The sequence below is a fragment of the Paludibacterium sp. B53371 genome, assembly GCF_018802765.1.
In the GTDB taxonomy this organism is placed as follows: domain Bacteria; phylum Pseudomonadota; class Gammaproteobacteria; order Burkholderiales; family Chromobacteriaceae; genus Paludibacterium.
The window spans coordinates 3549853-3575055 of sequence record NZ_CP069163.1; the positions used below are offsets into that span (position 1 = coordinate 3549853).

The 25203-nt window shown below is 63.1% G+C and carries 26 protein-coding genes; 10 read left to right on the forward strand and 16 right to left on the reverse strand.

Annotated features, from left to right (window positions below):
* Positions 1–62 precede the first annotated feature (62 nt).
* Both JNO51_RS16895 and JNO51_RS16900 read right to left on the reverse strand, forming a co-directional pair.
* Positions 63–1349 (reverse strand): dicarboxylate/amino acid:cation symporter, encoded by a 1287-nt coding sequence (locus JNO51_RS16895; protein WP_215779650.1) that lies wholly within the window; start codon positions 1347–1349, stop codon positions 63–65.
* A 335-nt stretch (positions 1350–1684) separates the two neighbouring features.
* On the reverse strand, positions 1685–2140 hold the full coding sequence (locus JNO51_RS16900; protein ID WP_215779652.1) for a MaoC family dehydratase: 456 nt from the start codon (positions 2138–2140) through the stop codon (positions 1685–1687).
* A gap of 99 nt (positions 2141–2239) precedes the next feature.
* On the opposite strand from JNO51_RS16900, the gene JNO51_RS16905 reads away from it, so the two are divergent.
* Positions 2240–2812, forward strand: a complete 573-nt coding sequence (locus JNO51_RS16905; RefSeq protein ID WP_215779654.1) for a flavodoxin family protein — start codon at positions 2240–2242, stop codon at positions 2810–2812.
* 51 nt (positions 2813–2863) lie between these two features.
* On the opposite strand, the gene JNO51_RS16910 is transcribed toward JNO51_RS16905, so the two are convergent.
* Entirely contained in the window at positions 2864–3289 is a 426-nt protein-coding gene (locus tag JNO51_RS16910; RefSeq protein WP_215779656.1) for a BLUF domain-containing protein, read from the reverse strand.
* Positions 3290–3291: 2 nt separating this feature from the next.
* Positions 3292–3999, reverse strand: a complete 708-nt coding sequence (gene folE, locus JNO51_RS16915) for a GTP cyclohydrolase I (protein WP_215779659.1) — start codon at positions 3997–3999, stop codon at positions 3292–3294.
* A 151-nt stretch (positions 4000–4150) separates the two neighbouring features.
* Here folE and ggt point away from each other — a divergent pair, with 151 nt between their 5' ends.
* On the forward strand, positions 4151–5914 hold the full coding sequence (ggt, locus tag JNO51_RS16920; RefSeq protein WP_215779660.1) for a gamma-glutamyltransferase: 1764 nt from the start codon (positions 4151–4153) through the stop codon (positions 5912–5914).
* Between the two features lie 7 nt (positions 5915–5921).
* Here the strand turns inward: ggt and JNO51_RS16925 are convergent, their stop codons facing one another.
* Positions 5922–7223 carry an HD-GYP domain-containing protein gene (locus JNO51_RS16925; RefSeq protein ID WP_215779661.1) on the reverse strand — a complete coding sequence of 434 codons (1302 nt, stop codon included), beginning with the start codon at positions 7221–7223 and terminating at the stop codon, positions 5922–5924.
* 242 nt (positions 7224–7465) lie between these two features.
* Between JNO51_RS16925 and JNO51_RS16930 the strand changes: the two genes are divergently transcribed.
* Together JNO51_RS16930 and JNO51_RS16935 are read left to right on the forward strand one after the other, a co-directional pair.
* Positions 7466–8713, forward strand: coding sequence for an MFS transporter (locus JNO51_RS16930; protein WP_215779662.1), 1248 nt, complete (start codon positions 7466–7468; stop codon positions 8711–8713).
* Between the two features lie 13 nt (positions 8714–8726).
* Positions 8727–9542, forward strand: a complete 816-nt coding sequence (locus tag JNO51_RS16935; RefSeq protein ID WP_215779663.1) for an arylamine N-acetyltransferase — start codon at positions 8727–8729, stop codon at positions 9540–9542.
* On the opposite strand, the gene JNO51_RS16940 is transcribed toward JNO51_RS16935, so the two are convergent.
* Together JNO51_RS16940 and JNO51_RS16945 are read right to left on the reverse strand one after the other, a co-directional pair.
* Positions 9531–10397, reverse strand: a complete 867-nt coding sequence (locus JNO51_RS16940) for a pirin family protein (protein ID WP_215779664.1) — start codon at positions 10395–10397, stop codon at positions 9531–9533. The two genes, JNO51_RS16935 and JNO51_RS16940, sit on opposite strands and share 12 nt — an antisense overlap.
* Positions 10397–10801, reverse strand: a complete 405-nt coding sequence (locus tag JNO51_RS16945; protein ID WP_215779671.1) for an OsmC family protein — start codon at positions 10799–10801, stop codon at positions 10397–10399. Before JNO51_RS16945 ends, JNO51_RS16940 begins: the two co-directional genes overlap by 1 nt.
* Before the next feature lie 90 nt (positions 10802–10891).
* Between JNO51_RS16945 and JNO51_RS16950 the strand changes: the two genes are divergently transcribed.
* From JNO51_RS16950 to hcp, 4 genes are all read left to right on the forward strand, one after another.
* Complete coding sequence (locus JNO51_RS16950; protein ID WP_215779673.1) at positions 10892–12106, forward strand: MFS transporter; 1215 nt, start codon at positions 10892–10894, stop codon at positions 12104–12106.
* A gap of 71 nt (positions 12107–12177) precedes the next feature.
* A complete protein-coding gene (locus JNO51_RS16955) occupies positions 12178–12813 on the forward strand; it encodes a PadR family transcriptional regulator (protein WP_215779675.1) in 636 nt (211 codons plus the stop codon).
* Complete coding sequence (locus JNO51_RS16960; protein WP_215779678.1) at positions 12806–13615, forward strand: siderophore-interacting protein; 810 nt, start codon at positions 12806–12808, stop codon at positions 13613–13615. The genes JNO51_RS16955 and JNO51_RS16960 overlap by 8 nt, the downstream gene beginning before the upstream one ends.
* Before the next feature lie 140 nt (positions 13616–13755).
* Positions 13756–15402, forward strand: coding sequence for a hydroxylamine reductase (gene hcp, locus JNO51_RS16965; RefSeq protein WP_215779683.1), 1647 nt, complete (start codon positions 13756–13758; stop codon positions 15400–15402).
* A gap of 51 nt (positions 15403–15453) precedes the next feature.
* On the opposite strand, the gene mmsB is transcribed toward hcp, so the two are convergent.
* Together mmsB and JNO51_RS16975 are read right to left on the reverse strand one after the other, a co-directional pair.
* Positions 15454–16335: a 3-hydroxyisobutyrate dehydrogenase gene (gene mmsB / locus JNO51_RS16970; protein WP_215779697.1), complete on the reverse strand. Its 882-nt coding sequence runs from the start codon at positions 16333–16335 to the stop codon at positions 15454–15456.
* 11 nt (positions 16336–16346) lie between these two features.
* Positions 16347–17867 (reverse strand): CoA-acylating methylmalonate-semialdehyde dehydrogenase, encoded by a 1521-nt coding sequence (locus JNO51_RS16975; protein WP_215779699.1) that lies wholly within the window; start codon positions 17865–17867, stop codon positions 16347–16349.
* Between the two features lie 83 nt (positions 17868–17950).
* On the opposite strand from JNO51_RS16975, the gene JNO51_RS16980 reads away from it, so the two are divergent.
* The gene (locus tag JNO51_RS16980) at positions 17951–18883 is read left to right on the forward strand and encodes a LysR family transcriptional regulator (protein WP_215779701.1); all 933 of its coding nucleotides are present in this window, start codon (positions 17951–17953) and stop codon (positions 18881–18883) included.
* Here JNO51_RS16980 and JNO51_RS16985 read toward each other — a convergent pair.
* The 3 genes from JNO51_RS16985 to JNO51_RS16995 form a co-directional block, all read right to left on the reverse strand.
* Positions 18850–19746: a sensor histidine kinase gene (locus JNO51_RS16985; RefSeq protein ID WP_215779703.1), complete on the reverse strand. Its 897-nt coding sequence runs from the start codon at positions 19744–19746 to the stop codon at positions 18850–18852. The genes JNO51_RS16980 and JNO51_RS16985 overlap by 34 nt on opposite strands.
* A gap of 126 nt (positions 19747–19872) precedes the next feature.
* Positions 19873–20604, reverse strand: a complete 732-nt coding sequence (locus tag JNO51_RS16990; RefSeq protein ID WP_215779705.1) for a LytTR family DNA-binding domain-containing protein — start codon at positions 20602–20604, stop codon at positions 19873–19875.
* A gap of 8 nt (positions 20605–20612) precedes the next feature.
* Complete coding sequence (locus tag JNO51_RS16995) at positions 20613–21251, reverse strand: FABP family protein (protein WP_215779707.1); 639 nt, start codon at positions 21249–21251, stop codon at positions 20613–20615.
* Between the two features lie 201 nt (positions 21252–21452).
* Between JNO51_RS16995 and JNO51_RS17000 the strand changes: the two genes are divergently transcribed.
* Positions 21453–22466, forward strand: a complete 1014-nt coding sequence (locus JNO51_RS17000) for a zinc-binding alcohol dehydrogenase family protein (protein WP_215779709.1) — start codon at positions 21453–21455, stop codon at positions 22464–22466.
* A 23-nt stretch (positions 22467–22489) separates the two neighbouring features.
* Here the strand turns inward: JNO51_RS17000 and JNO51_RS17005 are convergent, their stop codons facing one another.
* The 4 genes from JNO51_RS17005 to JNO51_RS17020 form a co-directional block, all read right to left on the reverse strand.
* The gene (locus JNO51_RS17005; protein WP_215779711.1) at positions 22490–23392 is read right to left on the reverse strand and encodes a LysR family transcriptional regulator; all 903 of its coding nucleotides are present in this window, start codon (positions 23390–23392) and stop codon (positions 22490–22492) included.
* A complete protein-coding gene (gene nfsB, locus JNO51_RS17010) occupies positions 23393–24049 on the reverse strand; it encodes an oxygen-insensitive NAD(P)H nitroreductase (protein WP_215779713.1) in 657 nt (218 codons plus the stop codon).
* Positions 24050–24173: 124 nt separating this feature from the next.
* Positions 24174–24686: a GNAT family N-acetyltransferase gene (locus JNO51_RS17015; protein WP_215779715.1), complete on the reverse strand. Its 513-nt coding sequence runs from the start codon at positions 24684–24686 to the stop codon at positions 24174–24176.
* Positions 24687–25184: a GNAT family N-acetyltransferase gene (locus JNO51_RS17020; RefSeq protein ID WP_215779718.1), complete on the reverse strand. Its 498-nt coding sequence runs from the start codon at positions 25182–25184 to the stop codon at positions 24687–24689. It lies immediately after the preceding gene.
* Positions 25185–25203 lie beyond the last annotated feature (19 nt).

The following is a 25203-nucleotide window of genomic DNA, read 5'->3' on the forward strand; positions in this document are numbered from 1 at the left end:
CCTGATCAAGCTTTGCCATGAAAAAAGGCCGCCAGCTGGCGGCCTCATTTTCGGTTTCAAGCTCAGGCTTCCTGGCTGACCAGTTGCACCACCGGTTCGGCGATGAGGCCATCCTGCTGCTCGGCCTGGGGCGCGCCCAGCATGTTCTCCATCTTGGCGACCGTGGCGGTGGCAATCGAGTTGGCCATCACATTGGTCGCGGTACGGAACATGTCGAGGAACTGGTCAATGCCAAGGATCAGCAGAATCCCGGCTTCCGGCAGATGGAACATCGGCAGCACAGCGGCGACCACCACCAGCGAGGCCCGCGGCACACCGGCGATCCCCTTGCTGGTAACCATCAGCACCAGCAGCATGGTCAGCTGGCTGCCCAGCGACATTGGCACGTTATAGACCTGGGAGATGAACAGGGCGGCGAAGGAGGCATACATCACCGAGGCGGCCAGGTTGAAGGAGTAGCCCAGCGGCAGTACAAAGCCGGAAATGCGGCTGTCGACCCCGAAGGCATCCAGTTGTTCCAGCACCTTGGGGAAGGCGGCTTCCGAGCTGGCCGTGGCGAAGCCCAGCATCATCGGGGCGCGAATCTTCTTCATCAGCACCATGACATCACGGCCGAGGTACAGATAGCCAATGGCCAGCAGGAAGGCCCACAGCGTGGCGATGGCGACCAGGAAAGCGCCGAGGAAACGGGCATAGATCATCAGGATGCCCAGACCCTGGGTGGTGATGGTGGCAGCAACGGCACCGAACACGCCCAGCGGGGCAAAGGCCATCACAATGCCGGTCAGCTTGAGCATGGTGTGTGCCACATCATCCAGCATATTGCGCAGCGTGGTCGGGAAGCGGTTTTTCAACTGCGCCATCGAAATACCGAAGAACAGCGAGAACACCACAATCTGCAGCATCTCGTTATTGGTCATGGCCTCAAAGAAGCTCTTCGGGAACATGTGCGAAATGAAGTCATGCAGATTCAGCGCGCTGGTTTTCAGGCCGGCACTGCCGGTCGGCATCGGCAGGTTATAGCCGACACCCGGTTGCAGTACGTTGGCGTAGAACATGCCGATCAGCAGCGAGACCAGCGAAGCCAGGATGAACCAGACCATCGCCTTGCCGCCAACGCGGCCGACCGATTTGGTGTCGGAGCTGGCAATCCCGACCACCAGCGTCGAGAACACCAGCGGCCCGATGATCATCTTGATCATGCGCAGGAAAACGTCGGTGAGGATGGACAAGTTGCTGGCCACATTCTTGGCCGCCTCAGCCGTCAGCGAGTTGTGACACAGGAAGCCGACAACGATACCAAGGATCAGCGCGATGCCGACCCAAAGGGTGATTTTGTTCGATTTCATACAATCTCCGGTTCAAAAAGCCGGCACGCGCTAACGGTGTCGATCCCTGATCCGTCATGGCGTAGCCCTGTCCTCCGGTCAGCCTCCCGCGAGAGGCGCCATCAGGTTGTGTGTGTGTGCACGATGCGGCGGCGTCTTGTCTGCCGCGAACGGCTCGTGGCCGTTTGTTGTCATCGCCCGGCTACTGATTAGCACATCGCGTGCCAGCATCATGGCGGAGGAAGTGGTTTTTAACTTGTTGATTTGTATGAATATAAAACCAGGCGGCTGGCGCGGCGTTTGGATTTCCGTACCAGCCAGGGGGAATGACGTTCGGAAATCCGAACGTCATTGGGTCAAGACGGACGAATCGGCACGGACAAGCGAGAGGTCATGCTCTGTACCAGCGCGCCATCCTGGTTGCGGGTTTCGCTTTTCAGGGTAACCAGACCGCGCTCGGGGCGCGAAGGGGAAGTCTTGATGTCGATCACCTCGCTGGTGACCTGTAGACGGTCGCCGGGCCGGGTCGGGCGCGGCCAGCGCAGTTCGGCGCCCGCCCCCACCAGCCCGCCGGCAACCGGCAGGCCGCTGCCCACCAGCAAACGCATGGTGACCGCCGCGGTATGCCAGCCACTGGCCGCCAGTCCGGCGAACAGGGTGTTGCGCGCGGCGTCCTCATCCAGATGGAAGGGCTGCGGGTCGAATTGGGCGGCAAAGGCCTTGATGTCGGCCATCGTCATCTCGTGGGAGGCACTGACAAAGGTCTGGCCCAGCGTGAAATCCTGCAGATACATCGTTTCAGTCTTCGCCATGGCGGAATTCCGGGGCATGTCAACGGATGGTCTATAAACAGACAACCGGTGCCGGAAGGCATCCTGATCGTCTTCCACAACAACAGGGAGTTTGCAGCCATGACAACCATCGCCATTGTCTACTTCAGCGGTTACGGCCACACCGCCAAACAAGCCGAGGCCGTCCGCGACGGCGCGGCAGGCGTTGCCGGCACCCAGGTGGTGATGTATCGCATTGATGCTGACGGCAATTTGCCGGATGGTACCTTCGACGCCCTGGCAGGGGCCGATGCCATCCTCTATGGGTCGCCGACCTATATGGGCGGTCCGGCCTGGCAATTCAAGAAATTTGCCGATGCCTCATCCAAGGCGTGGTTTGTGCAGGCCTGGAAAGACAAGCTGGCTGCCGGCTTTACCACCTCGGCCTCCGTCAACGGCGACAAGGGTGCCACCATTCAATACCTGTTTACCCTGTCACAGCAGCATTCGCAGATCTGGGTCGGCACCGGCCTGATGCCGTCCAATACCAAGGCGCATGGTCCGGCAGACGTCAACTGGACCGCCGGCTTTGCCGGTGCGCTGGCCATTGCGCCATCCGATGCCTCGCCGGACGAGGCGCCGCGTGCCGGCGATCTGGAAACAGCCCGCCTGCTGGGCAAGCGGGTCGCCGAGCTGGCTGCCCGTCTGGCCTGATGCATTGTGCGGCTGACCGGTCCGGCGGTTTCTTGTCGGACCGGCGCTGTATCAGCCCCGCGTGCCGAGTGCGCCGGCCTCGGCCAGGGCTTCCAGCAACCGGGCCGTGCTTTCGCCGCTGACCGAGTACGGGTCGAGTTGCGGGCTGTCGGAGAAGCGCAGCAGCAGCGACATGTTCAGCTTGTCCAGCGCCACCCGGGCCATGGCCCAGTTGGCGTAACGCCGTTCGGCAATCTCTTCGTACTGCAGCAGCGTGACGTTCTGGTGGCGGGGATCCTTGGCCAGCAGCTGGAACAGACGGTTGACCTCGGTACGGCCACCCTCCAGCACCTGCACGAAAGTCTTCTGGCTGTAGCACAGCAGTCCGGTGATGCCGTTGGCCGGATTGTGTACCTGAGCCTGCGACAGAATGGCCTCGATCAGCTTGGCCGAAATGGTTTCTGCGGTCTGACTGGCGTAGATCAAACGAACCAACATGATTATCCCCTGTGGATCAAAGACAGGAATTCACGACGCAAATTGGCATCGCGCAGGAAAGAGCCGCGCATCACGCTATTGGTCATCTTGGACTGATCGTCCTTGACCCCGCGCCAGTGCATGCAGAAGTGGTCGGCTTCCATGACGATGGCCAGGCCATCCGGCTGCAGTTTGTTCATCAGCAGGTCTGCCATGTGGGAAACGGCTTCTTCCTGAATCTGCGGCCGGGTCATGACCCAGTCGATCAGCCGGGCGTATTTCGACAGCCCGATCAGGTTGGAGTGCTCGTTTGGCATCACGCCGACCCATACCTTGCCCATGATCGGGCACAGGTGGTGCGAGCAGGCGCTGCGCACCATGATCGGCCCGACGATCATCAGTTCGTTGAGCTGTTCGACATTGGGAAATTCGGTCGAGGGCGGCATCGGCACATAGCGCCCCCTGAAGACTTCGCGTACGAACATCTTGGCCACCCGCTTGGCGGTTTCCTGCGTGTTGTGATCGTTCTCGGTGTCGATCACCAGGCTTTGCAGAACCTGCTGCATGTGCTGCTGCACTTCGGCCTGCAGTTGATCGAGTTCGCCTTCCTCAATGAAGTCGGCGATGTTGTCGTTGGCATGGAAACGCTTGCCGGCGGCGACCAGGCGGCTGCGGATGCGCACCGATGCCGGATGGCTGGCAAGGCTGTTTTCTTGATCAGATTTGCTCATGAATGGAAGACCTGTTCTGAATCACGATGAGGCTGGCGGGAGTTGTCATCAGGCCGTCGGAGGGCACCGTCGGCACTGAACCAGCCTGTCGTGCTAATAATGAAAACATGTTTACTGCATATTGCATAAAAGTTGAGGGGAAGTATACGCGATGAAAGCGTTGATTGGTGGCATTGCCAGAAAATTCAAACACTTGCTGGCAGTAGGGTTTTGGGCGCTCAGCAGCCTGCAGGGCGCCATGGCCGGCCCCGCCGCCCCCGAAGCAGCGACCGGGTATACCGAGCGGTCCGCCGTCACCCGGCCGCACCAGATGATCGTCACGGCCACGCCGCTGTCGAGTGCGGCGGGCATGGCCATGCTGCGGCGTGGCGGCAGTGCGCTGGATGCCGCTATTGCCGCCCAGGCCATGCTCGGCCTGACCGAGCCGCAATCCTCCGGCATCGGCGGCGGCGCCTTCCTGGTCTATTTCGACGGCGGCCGGGTCACGACCTTTGATGGTCGCGAGACCGCACCCGCAGCGGCGCGGCCGGACCGTTTCCTGGGCACCGATGGCAAGAGCATGGACTTTTATCGTGCGGTTGTCGGCGGCCGCTCGGTCGGCGTCCCCGGTGTGCTGGCCATGCTGGCGCAAGCCCATCGGCGTTACGGGCGATTGCCCTGGGCGACGCTGTTCCAGCCTGCCATCCGGCAGGCCGAACAGGGATTCCCGATCTCTCCGCGCCTGTATGGGCTGTTGAGCCGTGAGCGCTTCCTGGCGCAGGACCCGGTTGCCCGGCAGTACTTTTACCGGCCTGACGGCAGTCCAAAGCCCATCGGCACCCGGCTGAAAAACCCCGACTATGCGGCTACCCTGCGACTGATCGCCCGGCGGGGGCCGCAGGCGTTCTACCAGGGCAAGCTGGCGGCCGATATCGTCAAGGCCGTGAACCAGGCGCCCGGCAGTCCCGGTGACATGACCGCGGACGACCTGGAAAACTACCGGGCGATCGAGCGCGCGCCAGTATGTGGCAGCTATCGCGGTTATCGGCTGTGTGGCATGGGCCCGCCCAGTTCCGGCGGCATTGCAGTGCTGCAAATGCTGAAAACCCTGGAACGCTTTCCGCTGACAGATATGGCGCCGACTTCGGTACAGGCGGTGCACTTGTTCAGCGAAGCCGGCCGTCTGGCCTTTGCCGATCGGGCGCGCTATCTGGCTGATCCGGCTTTTGTCCCGGTACCGACCAGCGGTCTGCTGGATCCGGCCTATCTGGCGACACGCAGCCAGTTGATCCAGCCCGGGCAAAGCATGGGGCAGGCCAGTCCGGGACTGCCGCCGGGACAGGTGGCAGCCTGGGGCCGGGACCAGGCGGTGGAGCTGCCCTGCACCACCCAGATCGCCGTGGTCGACCGCTTCGGTCAGGCTCTCAGCATGACGACGACCATCGAGGATCAATTTGGCAGCCGCATCATGGTGCCGGGCCGAGGTTTCCTGCTCAACAATCAACTCACCGACTTTTCTTTCAGTCCGCAGGATCAGGGCAAACCAGTGGCCAACCGGATCGAAGGAGGCAAACGACCGCGCAGCGCCATGGCGCCGATGCTGGTGTTTGACCCATCTGGCAAGTTGTATGCCGTTACCGGCTCGCCGGGTGGCAGCGCGATCATCAATTACGTGGCACAGACCCTGATCGGCCTGCTCGACTGGCACCTGGATCCGCAGCAGGCGGTGTCGCTGCCGCATTACGGCAGCCGCAATGGCCCGACCGAACTGGAGTCCGGACGTGGGCTGGGGACGCTGGTGCCGACATTGCAAGCGCTGGGTCACAAGGTGGTCATGACCGACATGACCAGCGGTCTGGCGGCCATCCTGCGCACACCGGGCGGCTGGACCGGCGGCGCCGACCCTCGGCGCGAGGGACGGGTGGAAGGGGATTGAGGCGGACTCAGGCCGCTGCGCTGGCCATGCGCCAGAACTCGTTCAGCTCCTCACCCTCCTGACGCTGGACTTCACGACACAACTGGCCGATGCGGTCGTGGTGGCGCTGCAGTGTCGCCACCACGGTCGGCTCCAGTTGCCCGGCTTCCACCAGCGACGCCAGATGGGCGAAGACTTCGGTTTCCGCCATGCCGGCCCGATAGGGGCGATCCTCGATCAGCGCCGTGTAAATATCGGCCACGGCCATGATGCGTGCCCCCAGGCTCAGATGCTCGGCACTTTTGTGGAAGGGATAGCCGCTGCCATCCAGGCGCTCGTGATGGTGGGAGGCCCATTCGGCGATATCTGCCATGCCATTGATCTTGCTCAGAATGTCATGGGTGATATAGCTGTGCGCCCGCATGCGCGCCATTTCTTCCCGGGCCAGCGGCCCATTGCGGTTGATGTACTCATTCGGGATGGCGAGTTTGCCGGTGTCGTGCAGATAGCCGGCAATGCGCATCCTGGTGGCCTCGATGTCACTCATGCCCATGTGGCGTGCAATGGTTTCGGCGCAGATCGCCACCCCGGCGGAGTGGGTGGCGGTGAAATGACTGCGCGAGTCGATGATCAGGGCGAAAAATCGGGCAAACATCATCAGCTGGTTCAAATCCAGCTCGATATCCTCAAACGGGGCCAGGGCCTTGAGGATCTGATCCAGATTGACGGAAAACAGATCCAGCCAGAAACGCTCCGTGCGCGAGACCTGAAGAAAGGCATCAACGTGTTCGGGATCAAACACCACGCCGGACTTCTCGCAGATGCGCTGCCGGATCTCTTCGCTGTCCGCCAGGATATTGGCGCGGGTCTGGGCCAGCACTTCGATACGATCGGCCAGGTGAATCAGATGACTCAGGCGAGGCACGGGCTGACCGTCAAAGTGGCTACCCTTGCCGTGGTCCCAGGGGACATGATGATAGGCCACCAGCGGCGCATGAGGCCGGAACGCTTCGAAGCGTATCAGTAACTGCGCCCCCATTTGCGCATGCAGGTGCGGGGCCGTCTCCTCGAACGCCAGCATGCTTAGCCGGTCATGCAGGGCCAGTGCTCCGATATCATGGAAAATTGAGGCAATGAACAGGCTGCGATAATCCGCCTGACTCAGTTGCAGGGCCAGGCCAATCTGCGCGGCGATCAGACAGGTGCGTTTCTGATGCGACCCTAACTGAGGGTCGAGAAGATCCAGCGTGGTGGAAAGCGCCGCGACCATATCGAACAACCGTACCGACTGTGTGGCATGGTGGGAGGAATCAGCGTGCACGACGGCCATGGGGAGCTCGCAGTCTGTAAGAGATGGATATGCGAAGAGAATAGCTCTGCTTCCATTGTAGGCAGTGGTGCAAAAAGCCGCCCGAGCCTTGAAAATGTATCTAAAGATATATATCTTACGATATATTAAGAGTCCGCCAGAGGGGCGGACTATAGTGAACAAAACCAGTGATGTCGTCTGTCATGCCCTGCCGGTCCACGGCGTGGCGGGCGGGTCGCTCAAGAACCGGGAGCAGAACCTTCATGGCAGACCTGTCCGCGGCGCATGAACGGCGCCTGTTGTGGCTGCTGGCGCTGACACAATTTACCGTGATCATGGATTTCATGGTCATGATGCCTCTGGGGCCGCAGATCATGCATGCCTTCCAGATTTCCCCGGCGCGCTTTGCCACGGCGGTTTCGGTCTACTCCTGGTGTTCCGGTCTGTCCGGCCTGCTGGCGGCGACCTATATCGACCGTTTCGACCGGCGCAGCCTGTTGCTGTGGGTCTATGCCTGGTTTGCCCTGTCCAACCTGGCCTGTGCCCTGGCGCCCGGCTATGGCTGGCTGCTGATGGCGCGTGCCTTTGCCGGCTTCTCCGGCGGCGTGATGGGCGCCATCGTCATGGCCATCGTCAGCGACGTGATCCCGCTGACCCGGCGCGGCACGGCCACCGGCATCGTCATGACCTCGTTTTCTCTGGCGGCGGTGCTGGGCGTGCCGGTCGGCGTACTGCTGGGGGCGCATTTCAGCTGGGCGGCACCCTTCCTGCTGCTGGTCCTGCTGTCGTCACTGATCTGGGCCGGCGGGCTGGCGCTGGTGCCTTCGCTGGCCGAACACCTGCGGGCCGGCCCCGCTCCCCTGTCCCGGGTACTGCCACAGCTGTGGCTGCTGCTGACCCGCAAGCCGCATCTCAAGGCCTTTTTGCTGACTTTCTGGATGCTGGTGGCGCATATGCTGGTGATTCCCTTCATTTCACCCACCCTGGTCGCCAATCACGGTGTCACTGCGCCCCAGCTATCCTTGATGTACATGCTGGGCGGCGGCGCCACCTTCTTTACTGCCCGCCGCTTCGGCAAGCTGACCGACCGGCTGGGGGCCAAACGCACGTTCCGGCTGCTGTGGCTGGTCTCCCTGTTGCCGGTACTCATGATCACCCATTTGCCCGACGTGTCGTTCTACCTGTTTTTGCCGGTGTTCCCGTTCTTCATGGTGATGGTGTCCGGACGCATGATCCCGATGCAGACCCTGATGACCACGGTGACCGATAAAACAGATCGCGGTGCGTTTCTGAGTGCCAACAGTGCCATCCAGTCACTGGGCTCGGGCTGTGGCGCCTGGATTGGCGGTCTGATGCTGAGCAGCGGCGCGCAAGGGCAGATTCTCGGCTACGGGCAGGTGGGCTGGCTGGCGGTGGCGCTGGCGCTGTTTGGCATGTGGTGGGTGGGGCGGGTGCCGTCGCAGCCGCCGGTTAGATCGACTCAGCCGGAGGCCCTGCCTGCCGAGGCTTAAACAGGAGAAGTCCATGGATGCACAACAGCGCGCTGCCTACCTGGCCCGGCTGGAGATCAGCGAGGTCGGGCCCGCCTGCCCGGAAAGTCTGGCGCACCTGCACCTGCAGCACCTGCGGCACATTCCGTTTGAGAACCTCAGCCTGTTTCTCGATGAACCGCTGCGCCTGGATGAGGCCAGCCTGCTCGACAAGCTGCTGACGCGTCATCGCGGCGGCTTCTGCTACGAGCTGAACCAGGCTTTTTCCCTGCTGCTGACCAGTCTGGGCTTTCAGGTATCCCGGCTGTCTGCCCGGGTATTTGATGGCGAGGTGTTTGGCCCGCCCTTTGACCACCTGCTGCTCTGGGTGCATTTCCCCGAGGGCGACATGTTGGCCGATGTTGGTTTCGGCGATTGCTTCCTGCTGCCCCTGCCACTGGATGGCGAGGTACAGCGCCAGCCCAGCGGGCAGTTCCGCCTGCAGTCCGTGCATGGGCAGTGCGTCCTGCAGCGTCATGACGACGAACGCGGCTGGCAGCCGTTGTATCAGTTTGCCCTCGAGGCGCATCCACTCGATGAATTCGTGCACATGTGCGATTTCCACCAGCACTCGCCCGCCTCGCACTTCACCGGCAAGCCCTTGTGTACCATAGCGCGCCCGGACGGGCGGCTGACCCTGTCCGGACAACGCCTGATCATCACCCTCGGCGCCGACCGGCTGGAGCAGCCGGTCAGTGATATCGCCATGTTGCGTCAATGCCTGCAGAAGCATTTTCAGATCGAACTGGAGGGCGAACTGGCCGCCCGCCTGTTCATGGCCGGTGCCACGGCCGCCGTTTCAGGGCGGTAAGGGAATCCACTCGTGCTCGCCGGCAATCTGGCCCATGCGCTGCGCCTGCCAGTCGGCCTTGGCCTGCTCGACGCGCTCGCGGCGTGACGAGATAAAGTTCCACCACATGGTGCGCGGACCATCCAGCGGCGCACCGCCGATCAGTACCGCCCTGGCCGCCGTGTGCGCCGTCAGCACCAGGGGCTGCGCATCCTCGATCACGGCCATGGTCCGGGCATTGACCGCCTGGCCATCCAGTGCCACCTCGCCCTCTACGGCATACACGGCGCGCTCCGCCACATGGTGCGGCAGGGTCAGCGTCTGCCCGGCCTGCAAGGTGATGTCCAGATACAGGGTCTCGCTGAAGGTACGGACCGGCGAGCGGACGCCGTAAGCCTCGCCGATCAACACCCGCACGCTGACGCCATTGACGTCCACTTGCGGCAAGGCGCTGGCCGGGGTATGGATGAAGGCCGGTTCGCACTCCTCATCGGCCTGTGGCAAGGCACACCATAATTGCAGACCGTGCAGGTCGTAGGTCTGATCCAGCAGGTCTTCCGGCTTGCGCTCGGAGTGCACGATGCCGCGACCAGCCGTCATCCAGTTGATGGCACCCGGTTCGATGCGCTGCACCGAACCCAGGCTGTCGCGGTGCATCATCGCGCCGGCAAACAGGTAGGTCACCGTCGCCAGACCGATATGCGGATGCGGGCGAACATCATGCTGACTGCCCGGTGTTTCCCGTACCGGCCCCATGTGGTCGAAAAACACGAACGGACCGACCGCACGCCGTGCGGCGGCCGGCAGGCTGCGCCGGACCACGAAGCCACCCCCCAGGTCTTTCTCGTGGGTTTTCAACAAGGTGAGTGCGCTCATCAGGGCTTCCCCGCCAGGGTTTCGATTTCGGTCGTGACCTGAGTCATCAGCTTGTGAATCGGACAACGATCGGCAATGGCCAGCAACTTCTGCTGCGTGTCGGCGTCGAGCGCATCATCCAGCGTGATACTGGCCTGCAGTCGGTAAGTCCCCTGCGCCTCGGCACTGCTGTCTCGCGCCACCTCCACCCGGATATCGCCCATCTCGATCCCCTTGCGCTGGGCGTACCACAGCATGGTGAGCGCCTTGCAGGCACCCAGGGCCGCATCATAGAGATCGTGCGGATCCGGCCCGCTGTCACTGCCACCTGCCGTGGCCGGCATGTCCACCACCAGCTGATGCTGGCCAATCTGCACCGTATGGCGCATCGGCGCCGAACGGTCACGCTGGATCACAATCGTCATCGCGAGCTCCCAAATTTGTCTTCGAACCTCCGCACATTAGTGAAAGTTCGGCCATATTGAAAGTGAATAAAACATTTACTGGAGCACACCATGAGCGAACAGGCCGAGCAGCCGGCAGCGGGCGCGACAGCGAGCCTGATGCACAGTGTCGCCAGCCTGTTGCTGGGCTATGCCCTGCTGATGATCGGCAATTCGCTGGCCAATACCCAGACCTCGCTGGGTCTGCTGGCCGATGGCGTGCCGGTGGCGATGGCCGGGGTGATCCAGTCTGCTTATTACGCCGGCTTCTTTATTGGCGGCTTTGCCTTCAATGGCATGGTACGGGTCTATGGCCACCACCGTGCCTTTGCCGTGCTGGCGGCGGTGGTCTGTCTGGTCGCGCTGGCGCAATCGCTGCTGCATGGTCAGTGGATCTGGCTGCTGAGCCGCTTCTGTAACGGTCTGTCGATCTGTGGCGTGTTCATGGTGGTGGAAAGCTGGCTCAATGCCCGGGTCAGCAATGCCCAGCGCGGCCAGCTGTTTGCCCTGTACATGATCATTACCTACCTCGGTGCCAGCGCCGGGCAGTGGATGCTGCGCCTGCCGTTCAGCCAGCCCGGCTGGCAATTCATCGTGGTGGCGATGCTGTTTACCCTGGCCATCGTGCCGGTCACCCTGACCCGTGAGCAGCCGCCGGATCAGCAGGAAGCTGTTGCCGACAGTGCCTGGCGTCAGACGCTGCGCGCCCTGTTGCAACTGAACCGGCGCGCACCGCTCGGCTGGGCTGGCGCCCTGGTGGCGGGCTGCTTCAACAGTAGTTTCTACGCCATGATGCCGGTGCTGCTGGCACAGCTGCATCACACCCCGGAGCGTGTCGGCGACATCATGGGGCTGGCCCTGCTGTCGGCACCCCTGTTGCAGTGGCCGATGGGCAAGTGGGCGGATCAGGGTAACCGGGCCGAACTGTTGTCACGCAGTGCGCTGGCCGTACTGGTGGTGGCCTTGCTGCTGAGCCAGTTGCTGTCGACCTGGCTGCTGGTGCCGCTGAACATGCTGCTGGTGTGCATCGCCTTCACGTTCTACAGCACCCTCAGCGGCATCGTGAACGATGCCATGCCGCCACACCGGCGCGTCGAAGCCAATGCCGTGCTGCTGATGCTGTATGCGCTGGGCGGCACCCTTGGCCCGCTGCTGTGTTCCCTGTTCATGAGTTGGCTCGGGCCGTCCGGCTACTTTGTCCTGGATGCCCTGCTGGCTGCCGGCATGCTGGCGGCGGCGCGCATCTTCGCGGCGGTCAAGCCCTTGCCCCACCCCCTGTCCCCCTGAAAATAACTTGCAAATATATCGCAAGATATATATCTTACGACATATCGTAAGATGTTTTTTCAGGAGGCAACATGCCGCATCGTACTTGTCATCATGGCCACCGTGCTGGTCTGCGCCGCTTGCTCAGTCATGCCATGGGTCGCCATGGCCATCATCGCCATCATGGCGGTGAGCCACACGACAGCGAGGCACTGACGCGCGGACGCAAATTCAGCGCCAGGGACCTGCAACTGATGTTCCTGTCCTTGCTGGCCGAACAGCCGCGCCATGGCTACGAGCTGATCAAGGAAGTCGAGCAGCGCTCGAAAGGTTATTACACCCCCAGCCCCGGCGTGGTGTACCCGGCGCTGACCTATCTGGAAGAAACCGGTCTGGTTGAAGTGGAGGCCGCCGGCAACCGCAAGCTGTACCGCGTCTCGGCAGCCGGCCAGTCACAGCTGGCCGCGGAAAAACACCAGGCGGAACTGATGCTGGCCAGCCTGGCGTACATGGGCAAGAAAATGGAAACCATGCGGCGTGCCATGGCGGGCGAAAGCGCCGAGGGCGACGAGTCCGGCTGGTTGCCCGAGTATCTGGCGGCGCGGCATGGTCTCAAGCGCTTGCTGGTTCTCAAGGCCGAGGCTGATGCGGATGAGCAGCGTCGAATTGCCGCCATTCTGCAGCGGGCCATCCGCGAAATCGAACAACCGGGAGTCAGCGATGCGTGAGGATCTGCAAATCCATCGTGTACGTCACCCCCTGCGTCTGCGTCTGGCCCAGGTGGTGGCAATTCATCCGCGTGGCGAGCATCGCGTACGGGTGACCTTTCGCGGGCCGGAACTGATCGGTTTTGACTCGCCCGGGTTCGACGACCACGTAAAAGTCTTCTTTCCGGCACCTGGCGAAACCCTGCCGCGCCTGCCGTCGCTCGATGCGGATGGTCAGCCGCTGCGTGTGGCCGGCGCGGAACGACCGATCGCCCGCGACTATACCCCGCGTCGCTTCAATGCCGAGCGCGGCGAGCTGGAGATCGAGTTCGTGCTGCACGGCGCCGGACCGGCGACCCGCTGGGCGGCTCAGGCCCGCATCGGCCAGACACTCGGCTTCGGCGGCCCGCGTGGCTCGATGCTGATTCCCCCGCATTTCGACTGGCACTGGCTGATCGGTGACAGCAGCGCCATGCCGGCCATCAGCCGACGGCTGGAAGACCTGCCGGCACAGGCGCGTGTCGATGTCGTGCTGATGGTCGAACCACCGGTCAAGCCGCTGGTCTTGCCCAGTGTCGCCCAGGTGACGCAGCACTGGCTGGCCGGCGTGGATCACGCCACGGACGACAGCCCGCTGCAGCAATTGCTGCGCCGCTTGCCCCTGCCGCCGGGCGAGGGTTTCATCTGGGTGGCGGGTGAACTGGCCACGGTCCGTGCGACGCGCCAGACCCTGCTGGCCAGAGGCATCGACAAGCAGCGCATCCGTGCGTCGAGCTATTGGCAGCATGGCACCGAGGCCAGCCACGAGACGCTGTCTGACTGAAAAAACACAGCCTTCAGCCAGGACGTTGCCATCGGCTTGATTGCCGTCAAGCATTTCAAAAAGTTGTCGAGCCGGTGCCCTTTGGCCCCGGCGCGCTGGCTAGACTGTGGCCCATTCCGATCCCAAACAAGGAGTGAGTCATGTTCTGTATTCAGTGCGAACAAACCATGCAGTCGCCGGGCGGCAAAGGGTGCAGTTTTTCTCAGGGGATGTGCGGCAAGAGCGCCGAAACCTCGGATCAGCAGGACTTGCTGGTTGCCGTTTTGCAAGGCTTGTCGGCCTGGGCACTGCAGGCCCGGACTCTGGACATCGTTGATCCTGCCGTGGATGCCTTCGTGCCGCGCACCTTGTTCGCCACGCTGACCAATGTCAACTTCGACAGCGAACGCATCATTGCCTATACCCGCGAGGCCGTGACATTGCGTGAGGCCCTGGCCGCACGCTGCCGCGCCCAGCAAGCGCAGATCAGCCTGAGCTTGCCACAGGCGGCCATCCAGCCGGCGGATACCCTGGCCGGCCTGCAGGACCAGGCCACTGAATGGGCACTGGATCGCGATCTGTTCGATGTCAGCGAAGAAGTGCACGGCCTGCGGCTGCTCTGCCTGTATGGTCTGAAGGGGGCTGCCGCCTATATGGAGCATGCCCGCGTGCTGGCGCGGCAGGACGCCGCGATTGCCGCTGATTTTCATCAGATGCTGGCGGCGCTGGCCGAGCCTTCTGACCAGGTGGAAAGCCTGCTGGCGCTGGCCATGTCGATCGGACAGCTGAATTTCCGCATCATGGCCATGCTGGATGACGGCGAAACTGCCATGTTCGGTCATCCGGTGCCGACCCAGGTCAACGTCAAGCCGGTGGCCGGCAAGGCCATCCTGATTTCCGGTCATGATCTGAAGGACCTGCGCGCCCTGCTGCAGCAGACCGAGGGTACCGGCATCCAGGTCTATACCAATGGTGAAATGCTGCCGGCACACGCCTATCCGGAACTCAAGCGCTTCAAGCATCTGGCCGGCAATTACGGCAGCGCCTGGCAAAATCAGCAGCGTGAGTTCGCCGCCTTTCCGGGCCCGATCATCATGACCTCCAACTGCATCATTGATCCGAATGTCGGTCGCTATGCCGACCGGATTTATACCCGCAGCATTGTCGGCTGGCCGGGGGTGAAGCATCTGGATGGCGAAGATTTTTCCGCGGTGATTGCTCAGGCACAGGCCATGCCGGGCTTTGCCGCCAGCGAAACGCCGGAAATGATCACGGTCGGTTTCGGACGTCAGACCCTGTTGTCGGCTGCCGATACCGTGATCGACATGGTGGCGGCCAAGCAGCTGCGTCATGTCTTCCTGATCGGAGGTTGCGATGGCAGCCGTCAGGAGCGCAGCTATTTTGCCGACTTCGCCCGTGCCGTCCCGCAGGACTGCCTGGTGATGACGCTGGCCTGTGGCAAGTACCGCTTCAACCGGCATGATTTCGGCACCATCAACGGTCTGCCGCGCCTGCTGGATGTCGGTCAGTGCAATGATGCCTACTCGGCCGTGATGCTGGCGGTGACGCTGGCGGAAAAACTCGGCTGTGGTGTCAACGACCTGCCGCTGAGCCTGGTGCTGTCCTGGTTCGAACAGAAGGCCATCGTGATCCTGCTGACCTTGCTGTCGCTGGGGGTACGCAACATCACTGTCGGTCCGACCGCGCCGGCCTTCCTCAACGATACGCTGCTGGGTGTGCTCAATGAGCGCTTCGGCCTGCGTCAGATCGGGACGGTGGACGCCGACATGGCGGCCATGCTGGCCTGATGAGGTGTGGCGGCCAGGGGGCGGCATGACAGGCGCACCCTGGCCTTTTTCCTAGCCCTGATACAGTTTGATGATGGCCGAGAAGTCCAGACGGCCATCTCCCCGCTGGCTGAGTGCCTGATAAAGCTGCTGAGCCAGTGCGCCCATATAGGCTGGCTGATGCACCGAGCGGGCGGCCTCCGTGGCCAGTCCCAGATCCTTCAGCATCAGATCGGTGCCAAATCCTCCGCTGTAGCCTCTCCCTGCCGGAGCGGTCTCGACGACCCCCGGAAACGGGTTGTAAGTCTCCGAGCTCCAGCAGCGTCCGCTGGAAGTATTGATCACCCCGGCCAGCACCTTGCTGTCGATGCCCAGGGCATCGCCCAGTGCCATGGCCTCCGCCACGGCGGCCATGGAAATCCCCAGTACCAGGTTGTTGCAGATCTTGGCGGTCTGTCCCATGCCCACGGCCCCGCAGTGCACGATGTGCTTGCCCATGGCGCCAAGCAGCGGCCGGATCTGTTCGAACAGTGCGGCGCCGGCGCCGACCATGAAGGTGAGCGTCCCGGCGGCTGCGCCCCCGGTGCCGCCGGAGACCGGGGCATCGGCAAACGGGTTGCCCTGATGACCGGCCATGTCGGCAAAGGCCTGAGCACTCGCCGGGTCGATCGTACTGCAATCGATCAGCGGAATGCCGGGTGCCACCGCCGACAACACCCCCTCTTCGCCACACAATACGCTGCGCACGTGCGCCGCCGCCGGCAGCATGGTGATGACGCATTCCACCCCGGCTACGGCCGCCCGCGGTGACGCGACCACCTGTGCGCCGGCCGCCTGCAGCGCCCGCAGGGCAGCGGGATTCAGATCGAACACCTGCAGGGCATGGCCGGCCTTGAGCAGGTTGTGTGCCATCGGGGCGCCCATATTACCCAGGCCGATAAAGGCGATCTTCATGCTGAGGCTCCTTAGCGCAGACGGATGGTGGTGTTGACGCCATCGTTGACGGTCTCGTCATCGAACCAGCGCGCGGTCACGGTCTTGGTCTGGGTGTAAAACTGCACCACCTGCTTGCCATAGGGACCGAGGTCGCCCAGCTTCGAGCCGCGTGAACCGGTGAAGCTGAAGAAGGGCAGCGGTACCGGAATCGGCACATTGATGCCCACCTGGCCCACATCGATTTCGGACTGGAACTTGCGTGCGGCAGCGCCGCTTTGCGTGAATAGCCCGACGCCATTGCCGAACGGATTGCGGTTGACCAGCTCAATCGCCTGGTCAAGCGTGTCCACCGTCATGACCAGCAGCACCGGGCCAAAGATCTCTTCGCGGTAGAGGGTCATCTCGCTGCTGACGTTGTCAAACAGGGTCGGGGCGATGAAGTTACCCTGCTCATAGCCCGGCACCTGCACATCACGACCATCCAGCAACAAACGGGCGCCTTCTTTCACACCGCTGTCGATCAGGCCGAGAATGCGTTCTTTGGCCGCACGCGACACCACCGGACCGATATCGGTACCCGGCTCATGGCCGGCATTGACCTTGAGCGTTTTGGTCTTGGCGATGATGTCCGGCAGCCATTCGGCGGCCCGACCGACCAATACCGCCACCGAGGTGGCCATGCAGCGCTGGCCGGCGGCACCAAACCCTGCGCCGACCAGGGCGTTCACCGTCTGTTCGCGGTGGGCGTCCGGCAGCACCACGGCGTGGTTCTTCGCGCCCATCATGCACTGCACCCGCTTGCCGTGTTCGCTGGCCAGTTGGTGGACATGGGTGCCGACCGCGGTCGAGCCCACGAAGGACACCGCCTTGATGGCCTCATGCGTACACAGGGCATCGACCACCTCTTTACCGCCATGCACCACATTGAGCACCCCCCTGGGGATGCCGGCCTCCAGCGCCAGTTCGACCAGCAGCATGGTGGACAGCGGGTCCTGTTCCGACGGCTTGAGCACGAAGGTGTTGCCGCAGACGATGGCCATGGGAAACATCCACAGCGGAATCATGGCGGGGAAGTTGAACGGGGTGATGCCGGCGCAGACCCCGATGGGCTGACGCAGGGTATAGGTATCGACACCCCCGGCGACATTTTCTGCAAATTCGCCCAATTGCAGGGTACCGACCGAGCAGGCATGTTCCACCACTTCCAGGCCGCGGAAGATATCTCCTTCCGCATCGGCCAGCGTCTTGCCCTGCTCTGCCGTCAGCGTGCGCGCGATCCGCGGCAAATGACAGCGGATCAGCTCCTGAAACTTCAGCATAATGCGCATGCGTGCGCTGATCGGCGTACTGCGCCATGCGGCAAATGCAGCCTGGGCAGCGGCGATGGCCGCCGCAACTTCGTCACGGGTGGCAAAGGGCACCAGGGCCAGCACCTGCTGAGTCGCCGGATTGACCACTTCGCGCCATGTCTGGCTTTGCGACTCGACAAACTCGCCATTGATCAACAACTTGACTCGGGAAGGTCCGGCTTGCAGCGGATAGGGGTTCATGCAACGGGTCTCCGGATGGGGCTTGTGATCGCAGTATATTTACTCTAATTTCAAGCTCATATAGATAAATAACCCCATCTGATATGCAAAAATCCACAAGCCACACGGCCATGCTGGACTGGGACAATCTGCGCTTCTTCCTGGCGGTAGCGCGCAGTCAGACTGCCAGCGGGGCGGCACGCCGTCTGGGGGTCGATCACACCACCGTGGCTCGCCGCATTCGTGAGCTGGAGCTGGCCCTGGGCACGGTGTTATTCGAGAAGTCGCGCAGCAGCGGGTTTCTGCTCACGGCGGAAGGGCGTGAGCTGCTGGCCAGTGCCGATGCCATGGAGAGTCTGGTGCAGGCAGCGCATGAGCAGTTCCACGGCGCCGCGGATTCGCTGGCCGGCAATGTGCGCATCGGCGCTACCGAAGGCTTTGGCAGCTATGTGCTGGCACCGCTGCTGGCCGCGTTCAGTGCGCGTCACCCGGCCATCAGCATCGACCTGCTGCCAGTGCCGCACTTTGTCAGCCTGTCCAAGCGCGAAGCCGATCTGGCGGTGCAGCTGGAACGTCCCGAGCGCGGTCAGTATGTGTCGGTCAGGCTGTGTGATTACCGGCTGCGTCTGTATGCCACTCGCGAATACCTGCAAGACCATCCTCCTGTCGTGGTGCCGGCGGATGTCAGGCTGCACGACACCATTGGCTATGTGGATGATCTGGCCTTCAGCAATGAGCTGCTGTATCTGGAGCGCACCTTGCCCGGCGCTCAGCCGCGCTTTTGCAGTACCAGCGTGATTGCCCAGTATCAGGCCGTGCTGCAGGGGCGGGCGCTGGCGATTCTGCCCTGCTTCATGGCCGAGCAGGACCCGCGGCTGGTGGCGGTATTGCCGAACCAGATCGAGGTGACACGGCATTTCTGGTTGTGTTGCCGCGAGGAGTTGCGCCAGCTGCGCCGCATCGCGGCGCTATGGGATTATCTGCGCACCGAGATGGCGGCGCGTCAGGCCTGGCTGATGGGCGAGTCGCCGGCTTGATCGCCCTGCCAGGGCAGGTGAAGTGCGGCACAGACACCGCCTTCCGGATTGGGCTGCAGCCGCAGGCGGCCAGCGGCACCATACAGGCTGTCCAGACGCTGCCGGACATTGGCCAGTCCGACACCGTGGCCGTGCCCGGACGGCGGCATGCCGACGCCGTTGTCGCTGACCGTCAGCACCAGTTCGTCACCGAGGTGACCGGCACGGATGTGCAGACGGCCGCCCAGCAGGGCGGGTTCGATGCCATGCTTCAGGGCATTTTCCACCAGCGGTTGCAGCAATAGCGGCGGCAGCGGGTGGGTCAGCAGGCCCGGATCGACTTCCATCTGCCACTGCAGACGCTCACCGAGCCGGATGCCGGCGATGAACAGCAGATGGCGGATTACCGTCAGCTCGTCGCCCAGCGTACCCTGCGGCAGGCGTGTGCGCGTCAGCGTGGCGCGCAGGTAATCGTTGAGATGCGCCAGCATCTGCTTGGCGGTTGCGGCATCCTGGTCGATCAGGCTTTGCACATTGGCCAGCGTGTTGAACAGAAAGTGCGGTTCAATCTGCGCCTGCAGCATGGCCAGCTGGGATGCGATTTCCGCCTGGCGTGCCGTTGCCGCTTTCTGCTGCATGACTGCCAGATTGGCGCGATCCGCTGCGGCGCGGTGGGCAAAGATCAGAAAGCCGGAGATCGCCAGCGACAGGATCAGTGTCAGCAGCAGGATCGGCCAGCGACGGCCGGGCTGGCTCAGCAGCAGGGCCAGCAGATCGGTCGCACCCAGCCAGCCGGCCAGCGTCAGCACCAGGCCGATGCCGCAAAACAGCAGGGTGTGGGCCAGCAGCTCGCGCAGGCCGGACTTCAGTGTGGTGTGTCGCATGGGACGCCCCCTTGATTCGGATCGAGTCTGCAGTCTGCCGTCCGTGCCGCCTGTCGGCAGGGCGATGGGATGAAGCGACCGCCAGGGGGGATGAGCGGTGGCCGGCGCCGATGAATGGCGGCAGGCCTACATCTGGCGGAACTGTGCCACATAGGCGCGGCTGACCGGCAGGGTCTCGGGGCGCTGCTTCAAGTGCAGCAGCACCCGGCCGAAGACATCGCGCTCCAGACGCTCGACCGCTGCCAGACAGACGATCACTGAACGATGGATCTGGCTGAATCGTCCGGACGGCAATTGCGCCAGCAACGCCTTCAGCGGCGTGCGGATCAGGTGACACTCATGCGCGGTGATCACTTCGGTGTATTTGTCGCTGGCGCGGAAGTACAGCACTTCGTCCACCGCCACCAGCCGGGTGGTCTGGCCCTGGCCGACGGTCAGCCAGCGCAGGGCCTGATCATTCGCCGCGGGCAAGGCCGACGCCAGCTGCGACCAGTCAGGGCGCGGGCGGTCATGTTGTTGCAGCCGGCTGACACATTGCGCCAGCCGCAGCTCGCTGACCGGCTTGAGCAGGTAGTCGACGGCGGCCGCCTCGAAGGCGGCCAGCGCGTACTGGTCGTAGGCGGTGACGAACACCACCCGGCAATCGCGCGCCGTGGCCGCCACCTGCAGTCCGGTCAGACCGGGCATGTGGATATCGAGAAAGGCAATGTCCGGCTGGTGTTGCGCCATGGCGGCCAGTGCTTCCACGCCATTGGCGGCCATGGCCACGATGTGCAGATCCGGCCACAGCGCCGCGAGCCGGCGCTGCAGGTCTTCCGCCAACCGTGGCTCGTCGTCGGCAATCAGCGCGGTGGGCATGACGGTTCTCAGCGTTCGGCCAGTGCCAGCGGGTTGGGGGTCGGCTCGCCGATTTTCTGCAGATGGTTGCGGTCGGTGTGATGGAACAGCTCGTCGCGGCCCATGATCTTCATCACCGTATCTTCGTCATAGGTCCAGCTGCCGTCGTCGTGCAGCGTCACCTGAATGCGGAACTCGACAGTATCGAAGGCATATTCCAGAAAGGCACTGGAACTGATGCCACAGCCGGCGCCACCCTTGGTGGCCACCAGTTCGAACTGGCGCGCATCGGCACTGGCCTTGCCGACCGCCAGCACGCTCATGCCGCGCGGGATGGTCAGCGTGTGCATCACCGTGCCGGTCGCCGGTTCCCACAGCCAGTAGCCTACCTGGTCGTGATAGGTCTCCACTTCCCCCGGTTTGACGATATGGGTGTGATAACGCAGGCCATACAGCAGTTGCGGGCCGTTTGGCTGCGGGTCGATTGGCTGCAGTTCCATGCGCTCTACATAGGCCTGCTTCTCCCCGCCTTCCGCCACCGGTTTGACATCCAGGCCACGCTGGCTTTGCCAGATACCGGCCATCTGGGTCAGCGGCCCCAGATTATTCAGCGTGTTGACGTCACGGTCTTCGTCTTCGGTATAGATGTCGCGGGCAAATTGCTGCATGGCAAACCTTTCTCTACAGGAATGTCATGAATTCTACCCATCCGCCCAGTGAATGGGGATTTTCCTTTTGAGAGAGAAACTGTCTTGCCCACCAGCCACTGGTTCACCCGTCCTCCGGCGCGCAAGCTGTGGCAACAGACCCCTCTGCCGTGACCTTGATCCGCTCACGCGCAGCCTCCTGACCCTCTCGAGAGAAACGCCATGAAAGCCGTTGCCTATTACCAGAATTTGCCCATTGAGGCCGAGCCGTCTCTGCTGGACATCACCCTGCCTGAGCCGGTGCCGGGAGCACATGATCTGTTGGTCGAAGTCCATGCCGTCTCGGTCAATCCGGTGGATGTCAAAATGCGCGCCGGCAGCACGCCGCCGACCGGTCAGCCCCGTGTGCTGGGCTGGGATGCCGCCGGTGTGGTGCGCTCGGTCGGTGCTGACGTGACCCTGTTCCGCCCCGGTGAACGGGTGTGGTATGCCGGTGATCTGCTGCGCCCGGGCAGCAATGCCGAGTTGCAGCTGGTCGATGAACGGCTGGTCGGCCCCATGCCGCAAACACTGGATTTTGCCGCCGCGGCCGCTCTGCCCCTGACCACCATTACCGCCTGGGAGCTGTTGTTTGACCGATTGCAGATTGCCGAGGGGACGGCGGCGACCGGTCAGGTGCTGCTGATTATCGGAGCGGCCGGCGGGGTCGGTTCGATCCTGGTCCAACTGGCACGCCAACTGACCGGGCTGACCGTCATCGGTACCGCCTCGCGTGCGGAAACCGCCGAGTGGGTGCGGGATCGTGGCGCGCACCATGTCATTGATCATCATCGCCCCTGGCTGCCGCAGTTGCAGGCGCTCGGTATCGGGCAGGTGGATTGCATTGCCGGTCTGAACCAGTCAGACCAGCATTTTGACCAGATGGTCGAGGTGATCCGGCCGCAGGGACGCCTGGCCCTGATTGATGATCCCGAGTCGCTGGATGTGCGCAAGCTCAAGCGCAAGAGTGTGTCGCTGCACTGGGAACTGATGTTTACCCGCTCGATGTACCAGACCGACGATATGATTCGGCAGCATGCACTGCTGGAGCGGGTGGCTACCCTGGTGGACGACGGTATCCTGAAAACCACGCTGGCCAGCCATTTCGGCACCATCAATGCCAGCAATCTCAAGCGTGCCCATGCGCAGATTGAGCGCAATGCCACGCGCGGCAAGATCGTGCTGGCCGGGTTCTGAATACTGAACGGACAAGGGGCGGGTCAGCCCGCCTGCAGGTAATCGGCGATGTGCTGCTGAAGAAAACGGCGCAGGCTGTCGATGGCCGGTGACAGCATCATGCGGTGTGCGCATAGCAGGTATAGCGGTGCCGCCTCGCCCTGCCAGTCATCCATGACGGTGTGCAGGCGGCCGCTGCGCAGATCATCCAGCACGTCGAGCCGTGACTTGTAGGCCAGGCCATGGCCTTGCAGCGCCCAGCGCCGCACCTGTTCGCCGTCATCGGCAGTGCGGTCGCCACTGACGCGCACGCTGCTGGCATGCCCGTCGCGCCAGAAGGTCCATTGCTGGTGGGTGACATCATCCAGTGCAAAGCGCAGACAGTTGTAGCGGGGCAGCTCGGCGGGCTCTCCCGGCTGACCATGCTGGCGCAAAAATTCGGCCGAGGCACACAGCACGCGGCGGTTGTCCGCGGCCAGCGGCACGGCCACCAGTGTTGAGTCGGCCGGCTGCCCGTAACGAATGGCCAGATCGACCGGCTGTTTGAACAGGTCGCTCAGGCGGTCGCCGAGCCGGATCTGCAGACGCAGCCCCGGGTGCTGCTGCAGGAAGGTATTCAACAGATCGCTCAGCAGATGGCGCCCCAGATCCGAGGGCACGGACAAGGTCAACTTGCCGCCGATCGCCTGTTGCTCGCGGGCCAGACCGTCGCGTCCGGCCTGCAGGGCATCCAGTGCCGTACGGGCATGAGGCAGGTACTGCTCACCCTGGCGTGTCAGCCGCAGGCTGCGGGTGGAGCGCGCCAGCAGACGGGCCCCCAGATCCTGCTCCAGACGCTTGATGGCCGCGCTGGCGACCGCCGGGGTAATGTCCAGCGCACGCGCCGCAGCCGACAAACTGCCGTTGTCGGCTGCCAGTACGAAGATATTCAGGTCCTCGGCACGCATTTACAGGCGGGTGATGATGCGCTCTGCCGGCAGACGCGACTTCGGCAGCGCGGCGTTGAAGTCGTCGTCGCTGCGGTAGCCGAGCGCAATCATCAGGCTGCTGGTCAGGCCCTGGGCGCGCAGGCCCAGCTCGGCATCCATGGCCGCCTGGTCGAAGCCCTCGATCGGGCAGGCATCGATTTGCAGCATGCCGGCGCCGAGCAACAGCGTGCCGGCTGCCAGATAAACCTGCTTTTCCATCCAGTGCTGGGCATCGCGCCGCTCAAAACGGTGCATGTCGACATAGAAGGCTCGGGCACGCTGTGCATTGGCGCGCGATTCGTCACTGCGTACGCGGCCGTCGACGGTTTCCTGATCCAGCAGTTCGGCCAGATAGTCGTCCTGAATGCTGGCACGGGTGCAGAACAGCACCACATGCGACGCGTGACGGATTTTCGGCGAATTGGCGCTGTAGGGGCCTTCGGCGGCCTTGGCCAGCCGCGCCTTGCCCTCCTCGCTCGAGGCAATCACGTAATGCCAGGGCTGCGAGTTGATCGAGGACGGGCTGAAGCGCAGCAGGGTTTCGATCTGCGCGACCTGCTCGTCGGATAATTTGCGCGCCGGGTCGAAGGCCTTGGTGGCGTGGCGGGTCTGAACAATGTCGGCCAGGGTGTGCATGGTTTTTCCTCGCATCAGGGAGATTGGTCCACGAAGATCATTACTGGATCGTGCAGGATGGCATAGTGCGGATCCGGCGAATCAGTTTCGTGTTTTTTTTGAAAATATAAGCCAATTTTCAATTTCATGGTGTGGCGGGACGCCGCCGGGCCATGCGCAGGGCCTGTACATACCGACCCTGACTGAAGGCAAAGCCCGGACACGTGGCCTCGCACTGAAAACCGCACTGCTGGTACAGCGCCAGGGCCGGCAGATTGTCATCGTTGACCGCCAGCTCCAGGCGGCGCAGTCCCAGTGTCTCATCGGCCAGCTCAATGGCGGCCTGCAGCAGGCGGCGGCCAATGCCCTGTCCTTGCCAGGCGGGCGCCACCGCCAGCACCAGCATACCGGTGTGCTGTCGCGGTGCGGCCTGAACCTCCAGCACGACCTGACCGATGACCTGCCCGATGACCTGCCCGGCCTGCTCCGCCACCAGAATGTGGATGGCGGGCGGGATGGCCTGCAGGCGCCGGTGCCAGCCTTCGACGCTGCCGTGAGGCAGTTGCAGCGTACCGGCCAGCACGCCGTCGCTGGCATAGAGTGCCGCCAGGTCGGCCGCGTCGGCCGGCCTGACGGTGCGGAGCTGCAGCGTGGGCATTTAGCGTCCCTTGATGCGTGCCATGAAGTAGCTGTTGACCAGCTCGCCGTTGCGGAAAGCGTGTTCAACCGCCTCGCCCTCAATCACGAAGCCGCACTTGCGATAGAGCGCGATGGCCGCCTGGTTGTCGGTGTACACCTCCAGCTCCAGCCGTGACAGATTGAGCCAGTTGTCGGCCATATCGACGGCGGCGGCGAGCAACTGGCTGCCGATGCCTTGTCCCTGAAAACGGTCGTGCACGCCCATGCCGATGGTACCGACATGCTTGCGACGGACTTGCGGACATTGTTGCAGTGAGAGCTGGCCGACCACCTGGCCATCGAGTTCGGCCACCAGATTGGTCATGCCTGCCGGGATCTCGGTCAGGCGTTTTTGCCACAGGGCGAGTGAGGGATAGGGCAGCTGCAGGGTCCCGGCCATGGCTTTGGGACTGCTGTAGATCGCGTGGATGGCATCGAGGTCACGCGGCTCGGCGTGGCGGATGGTGACGTGGCGCATGATCTGCCCTTTCTGTTTT

What these genes read in the sequence shown, in the direction of transcription:
- JNO51_RS16895 (WP_215779650.1), bottom strand. Translation starts at nt 1,349, where the DNA reads ATGAAATCGAACAAAATCACCCTTTGGGTCGGCATCGCGCTGATCCTT.
- JNO51_RS16900 (WP_215779652.1), bottom strand. Translation starts at nt 2,140, where the DNA reads ATGGCGAAGACTGAAACGATGTATCTGCAGGATTTCACGCTGGGCCAG.
- JNO51_RS16905 (WP_215779654.1), top strand. Translation starts at nt 2,240, where the DNA reads ATGACAACCATCGCCATTGTCTACTTCAGCGGTTACGGCCACACCGCC.
- JNO51_RS16910 (WP_215779656.1), bottom strand. Translation starts at nt 3,289, where the DNA reads ATGTTGGTTCGTTTGATCTACGCCAGTCAGACCGCAGAAACCATTTCG.
- folE (WP_215779659.1), bottom strand. Translation starts at nt 3,999, where the DNA reads ATGAGCAAATCTGATCAAGAAAACAGCCTTGCCAGCCATCCGGCATCG.
- ggt (WP_215779660.1), top strand. Translation starts at nt 4,151, where the DNA reads ATGAAAGCGTTGATTGGTGGCATTGCCAGAAAATTCAAACACTTGCTG.
- JNO51_RS16925 (WP_215779661.1), bottom strand. Translation starts at nt 7,223, where the DNA reads ATGGCCGTCGTGCACGCTGATTCCTCCCACCATGCCACACAGTCGGTA.
- JNO51_RS16930 (WP_215779662.1), top strand. Translation starts at nt 7,466, where the DNA reads ATGGCAGACCTGTCCGCGGCGCATGAACGGCGCCTGTTGTGGCTGCTG.
- JNO51_RS16935 (WP_215779663.1), top strand. Translation starts at nt 8,727, where the DNA reads ATGGATGCACAACAGCGCGCTGCCTACCTGGCCCGGCTGGAGATCAGC.
- JNO51_RS16940 (WP_215779664.1), bottom strand. Translation starts at nt 10,397, where the DNA reads ATGAGCGCACTCACCTTGTTGAAAACCCACGAGAAAGACCTGGGGGGT.
- JNO51_RS16945 (WP_215779671.1), bottom strand. Translation starts at nt 10,801, where the DNA reads ATGACGATTGTGATCCAGCGTGACCGTTCGGCGCCGATGCGCCATACG.
- JNO51_RS16950 (WP_215779673.1), top strand. Translation starts at nt 10,892, where the DNA reads ATGAGCGAACAGGCCGAGCAGCCGGCAGCGGGCGCGACAGCGAGCCTG.
- JNO51_RS16955 (WP_215779675.1), top strand. Translation starts at nt 12,178, where the DNA reads ATGCCGCATCGTACTTGTCATCATGGCCACCGTGCTGGTCTGCGCCGC.
- JNO51_RS16960 (WP_215779678.1), top strand. Translation starts at nt 12,806, where the DNA reads ATGCGTGAGGATCTGCAAATCCATCGTGTACGTCACCCCCTGCGTCTG.
- hcp (WP_215779683.1), top strand. Translation starts at nt 13,756, where the DNA reads ATGTTCTGTATTCAGTGCGAACAAACCATGCAGTCGCCGGGCGGCAAA.
- mmsB (WP_215779697.1), bottom strand. Translation starts at nt 16,335, where the DNA reads ATGAAGATCGCCTTTATCGGCCTGGGTAATATGGGCGCCCCGATGGCA.
- JNO51_RS16975 (WP_215779699.1), bottom strand. Translation starts at nt 17,867, where the DNA reads ATGAACCCCTATCCGCTGCAAGCCGGACCTTCCCGAGTCAAGTTGTTG.
- JNO51_RS16980 (WP_215779701.1), top strand. Translation starts at nt 17,951, where the DNA reads ATGCAAAAATCCACAAGCCACACGGCCATGCTGGACTGGGACAATCTG.
- JNO51_RS16985 (WP_215779703.1), bottom strand. Translation starts at nt 19,746, where the DNA reads ATGCGACACACCACACTGAAGTCCGGCCTGCGCGAGCTGCTGGCCCAC.
- JNO51_RS16990 (WP_215779705.1), bottom strand. Translation starts at nt 20,604, where the DNA reads ATGCCCACCGCGCTGATTGCCGACGACGAGCCACGGTTGGCGGAAGAC.
- JNO51_RS16995 (WP_215779707.1), bottom strand. Translation starts at nt 21,251, where the DNA reads ATGCAGCAATTTGCCCGCGACATCTATACCGAAGACGAAGACCGTGAC.
- JNO51_RS17000 (WP_215779709.1), top strand. Translation starts at nt 21,453, where the DNA reads ATGAAAGCCGTTGCCTATTACCAGAATTTGCCCATTGAGGCCGAGCCG.
- JNO51_RS17005 (WP_215779711.1), bottom strand. Translation starts at nt 23,392, where the DNA reads ATGCGTGCCGAGGACCTGAATATCTTCGTACTGGCAGCCGACAACGGC.
- nfsB (WP_215779713.1), bottom strand. Translation starts at nt 24,049, where the DNA reads ATGCACACCCTGGCCGACATTGTTCAGACCCGCCACGCCACCAAGGCC.
- JNO51_RS17015 (WP_215779715.1), bottom strand. Translation starts at nt 24,686, where the DNA reads ATGCCCACGCTGCAGCTCCGCACCGTCAGGCCGGCCGACGCGGCCGAC.
- JNO51_RS17020 (WP_215779718.1), bottom strand. Translation starts at nt 25,184, where the DNA reads ATGCGCCACGTCACCATCCGCCACGCCGAGCCGCGTGACCTCGATGCC.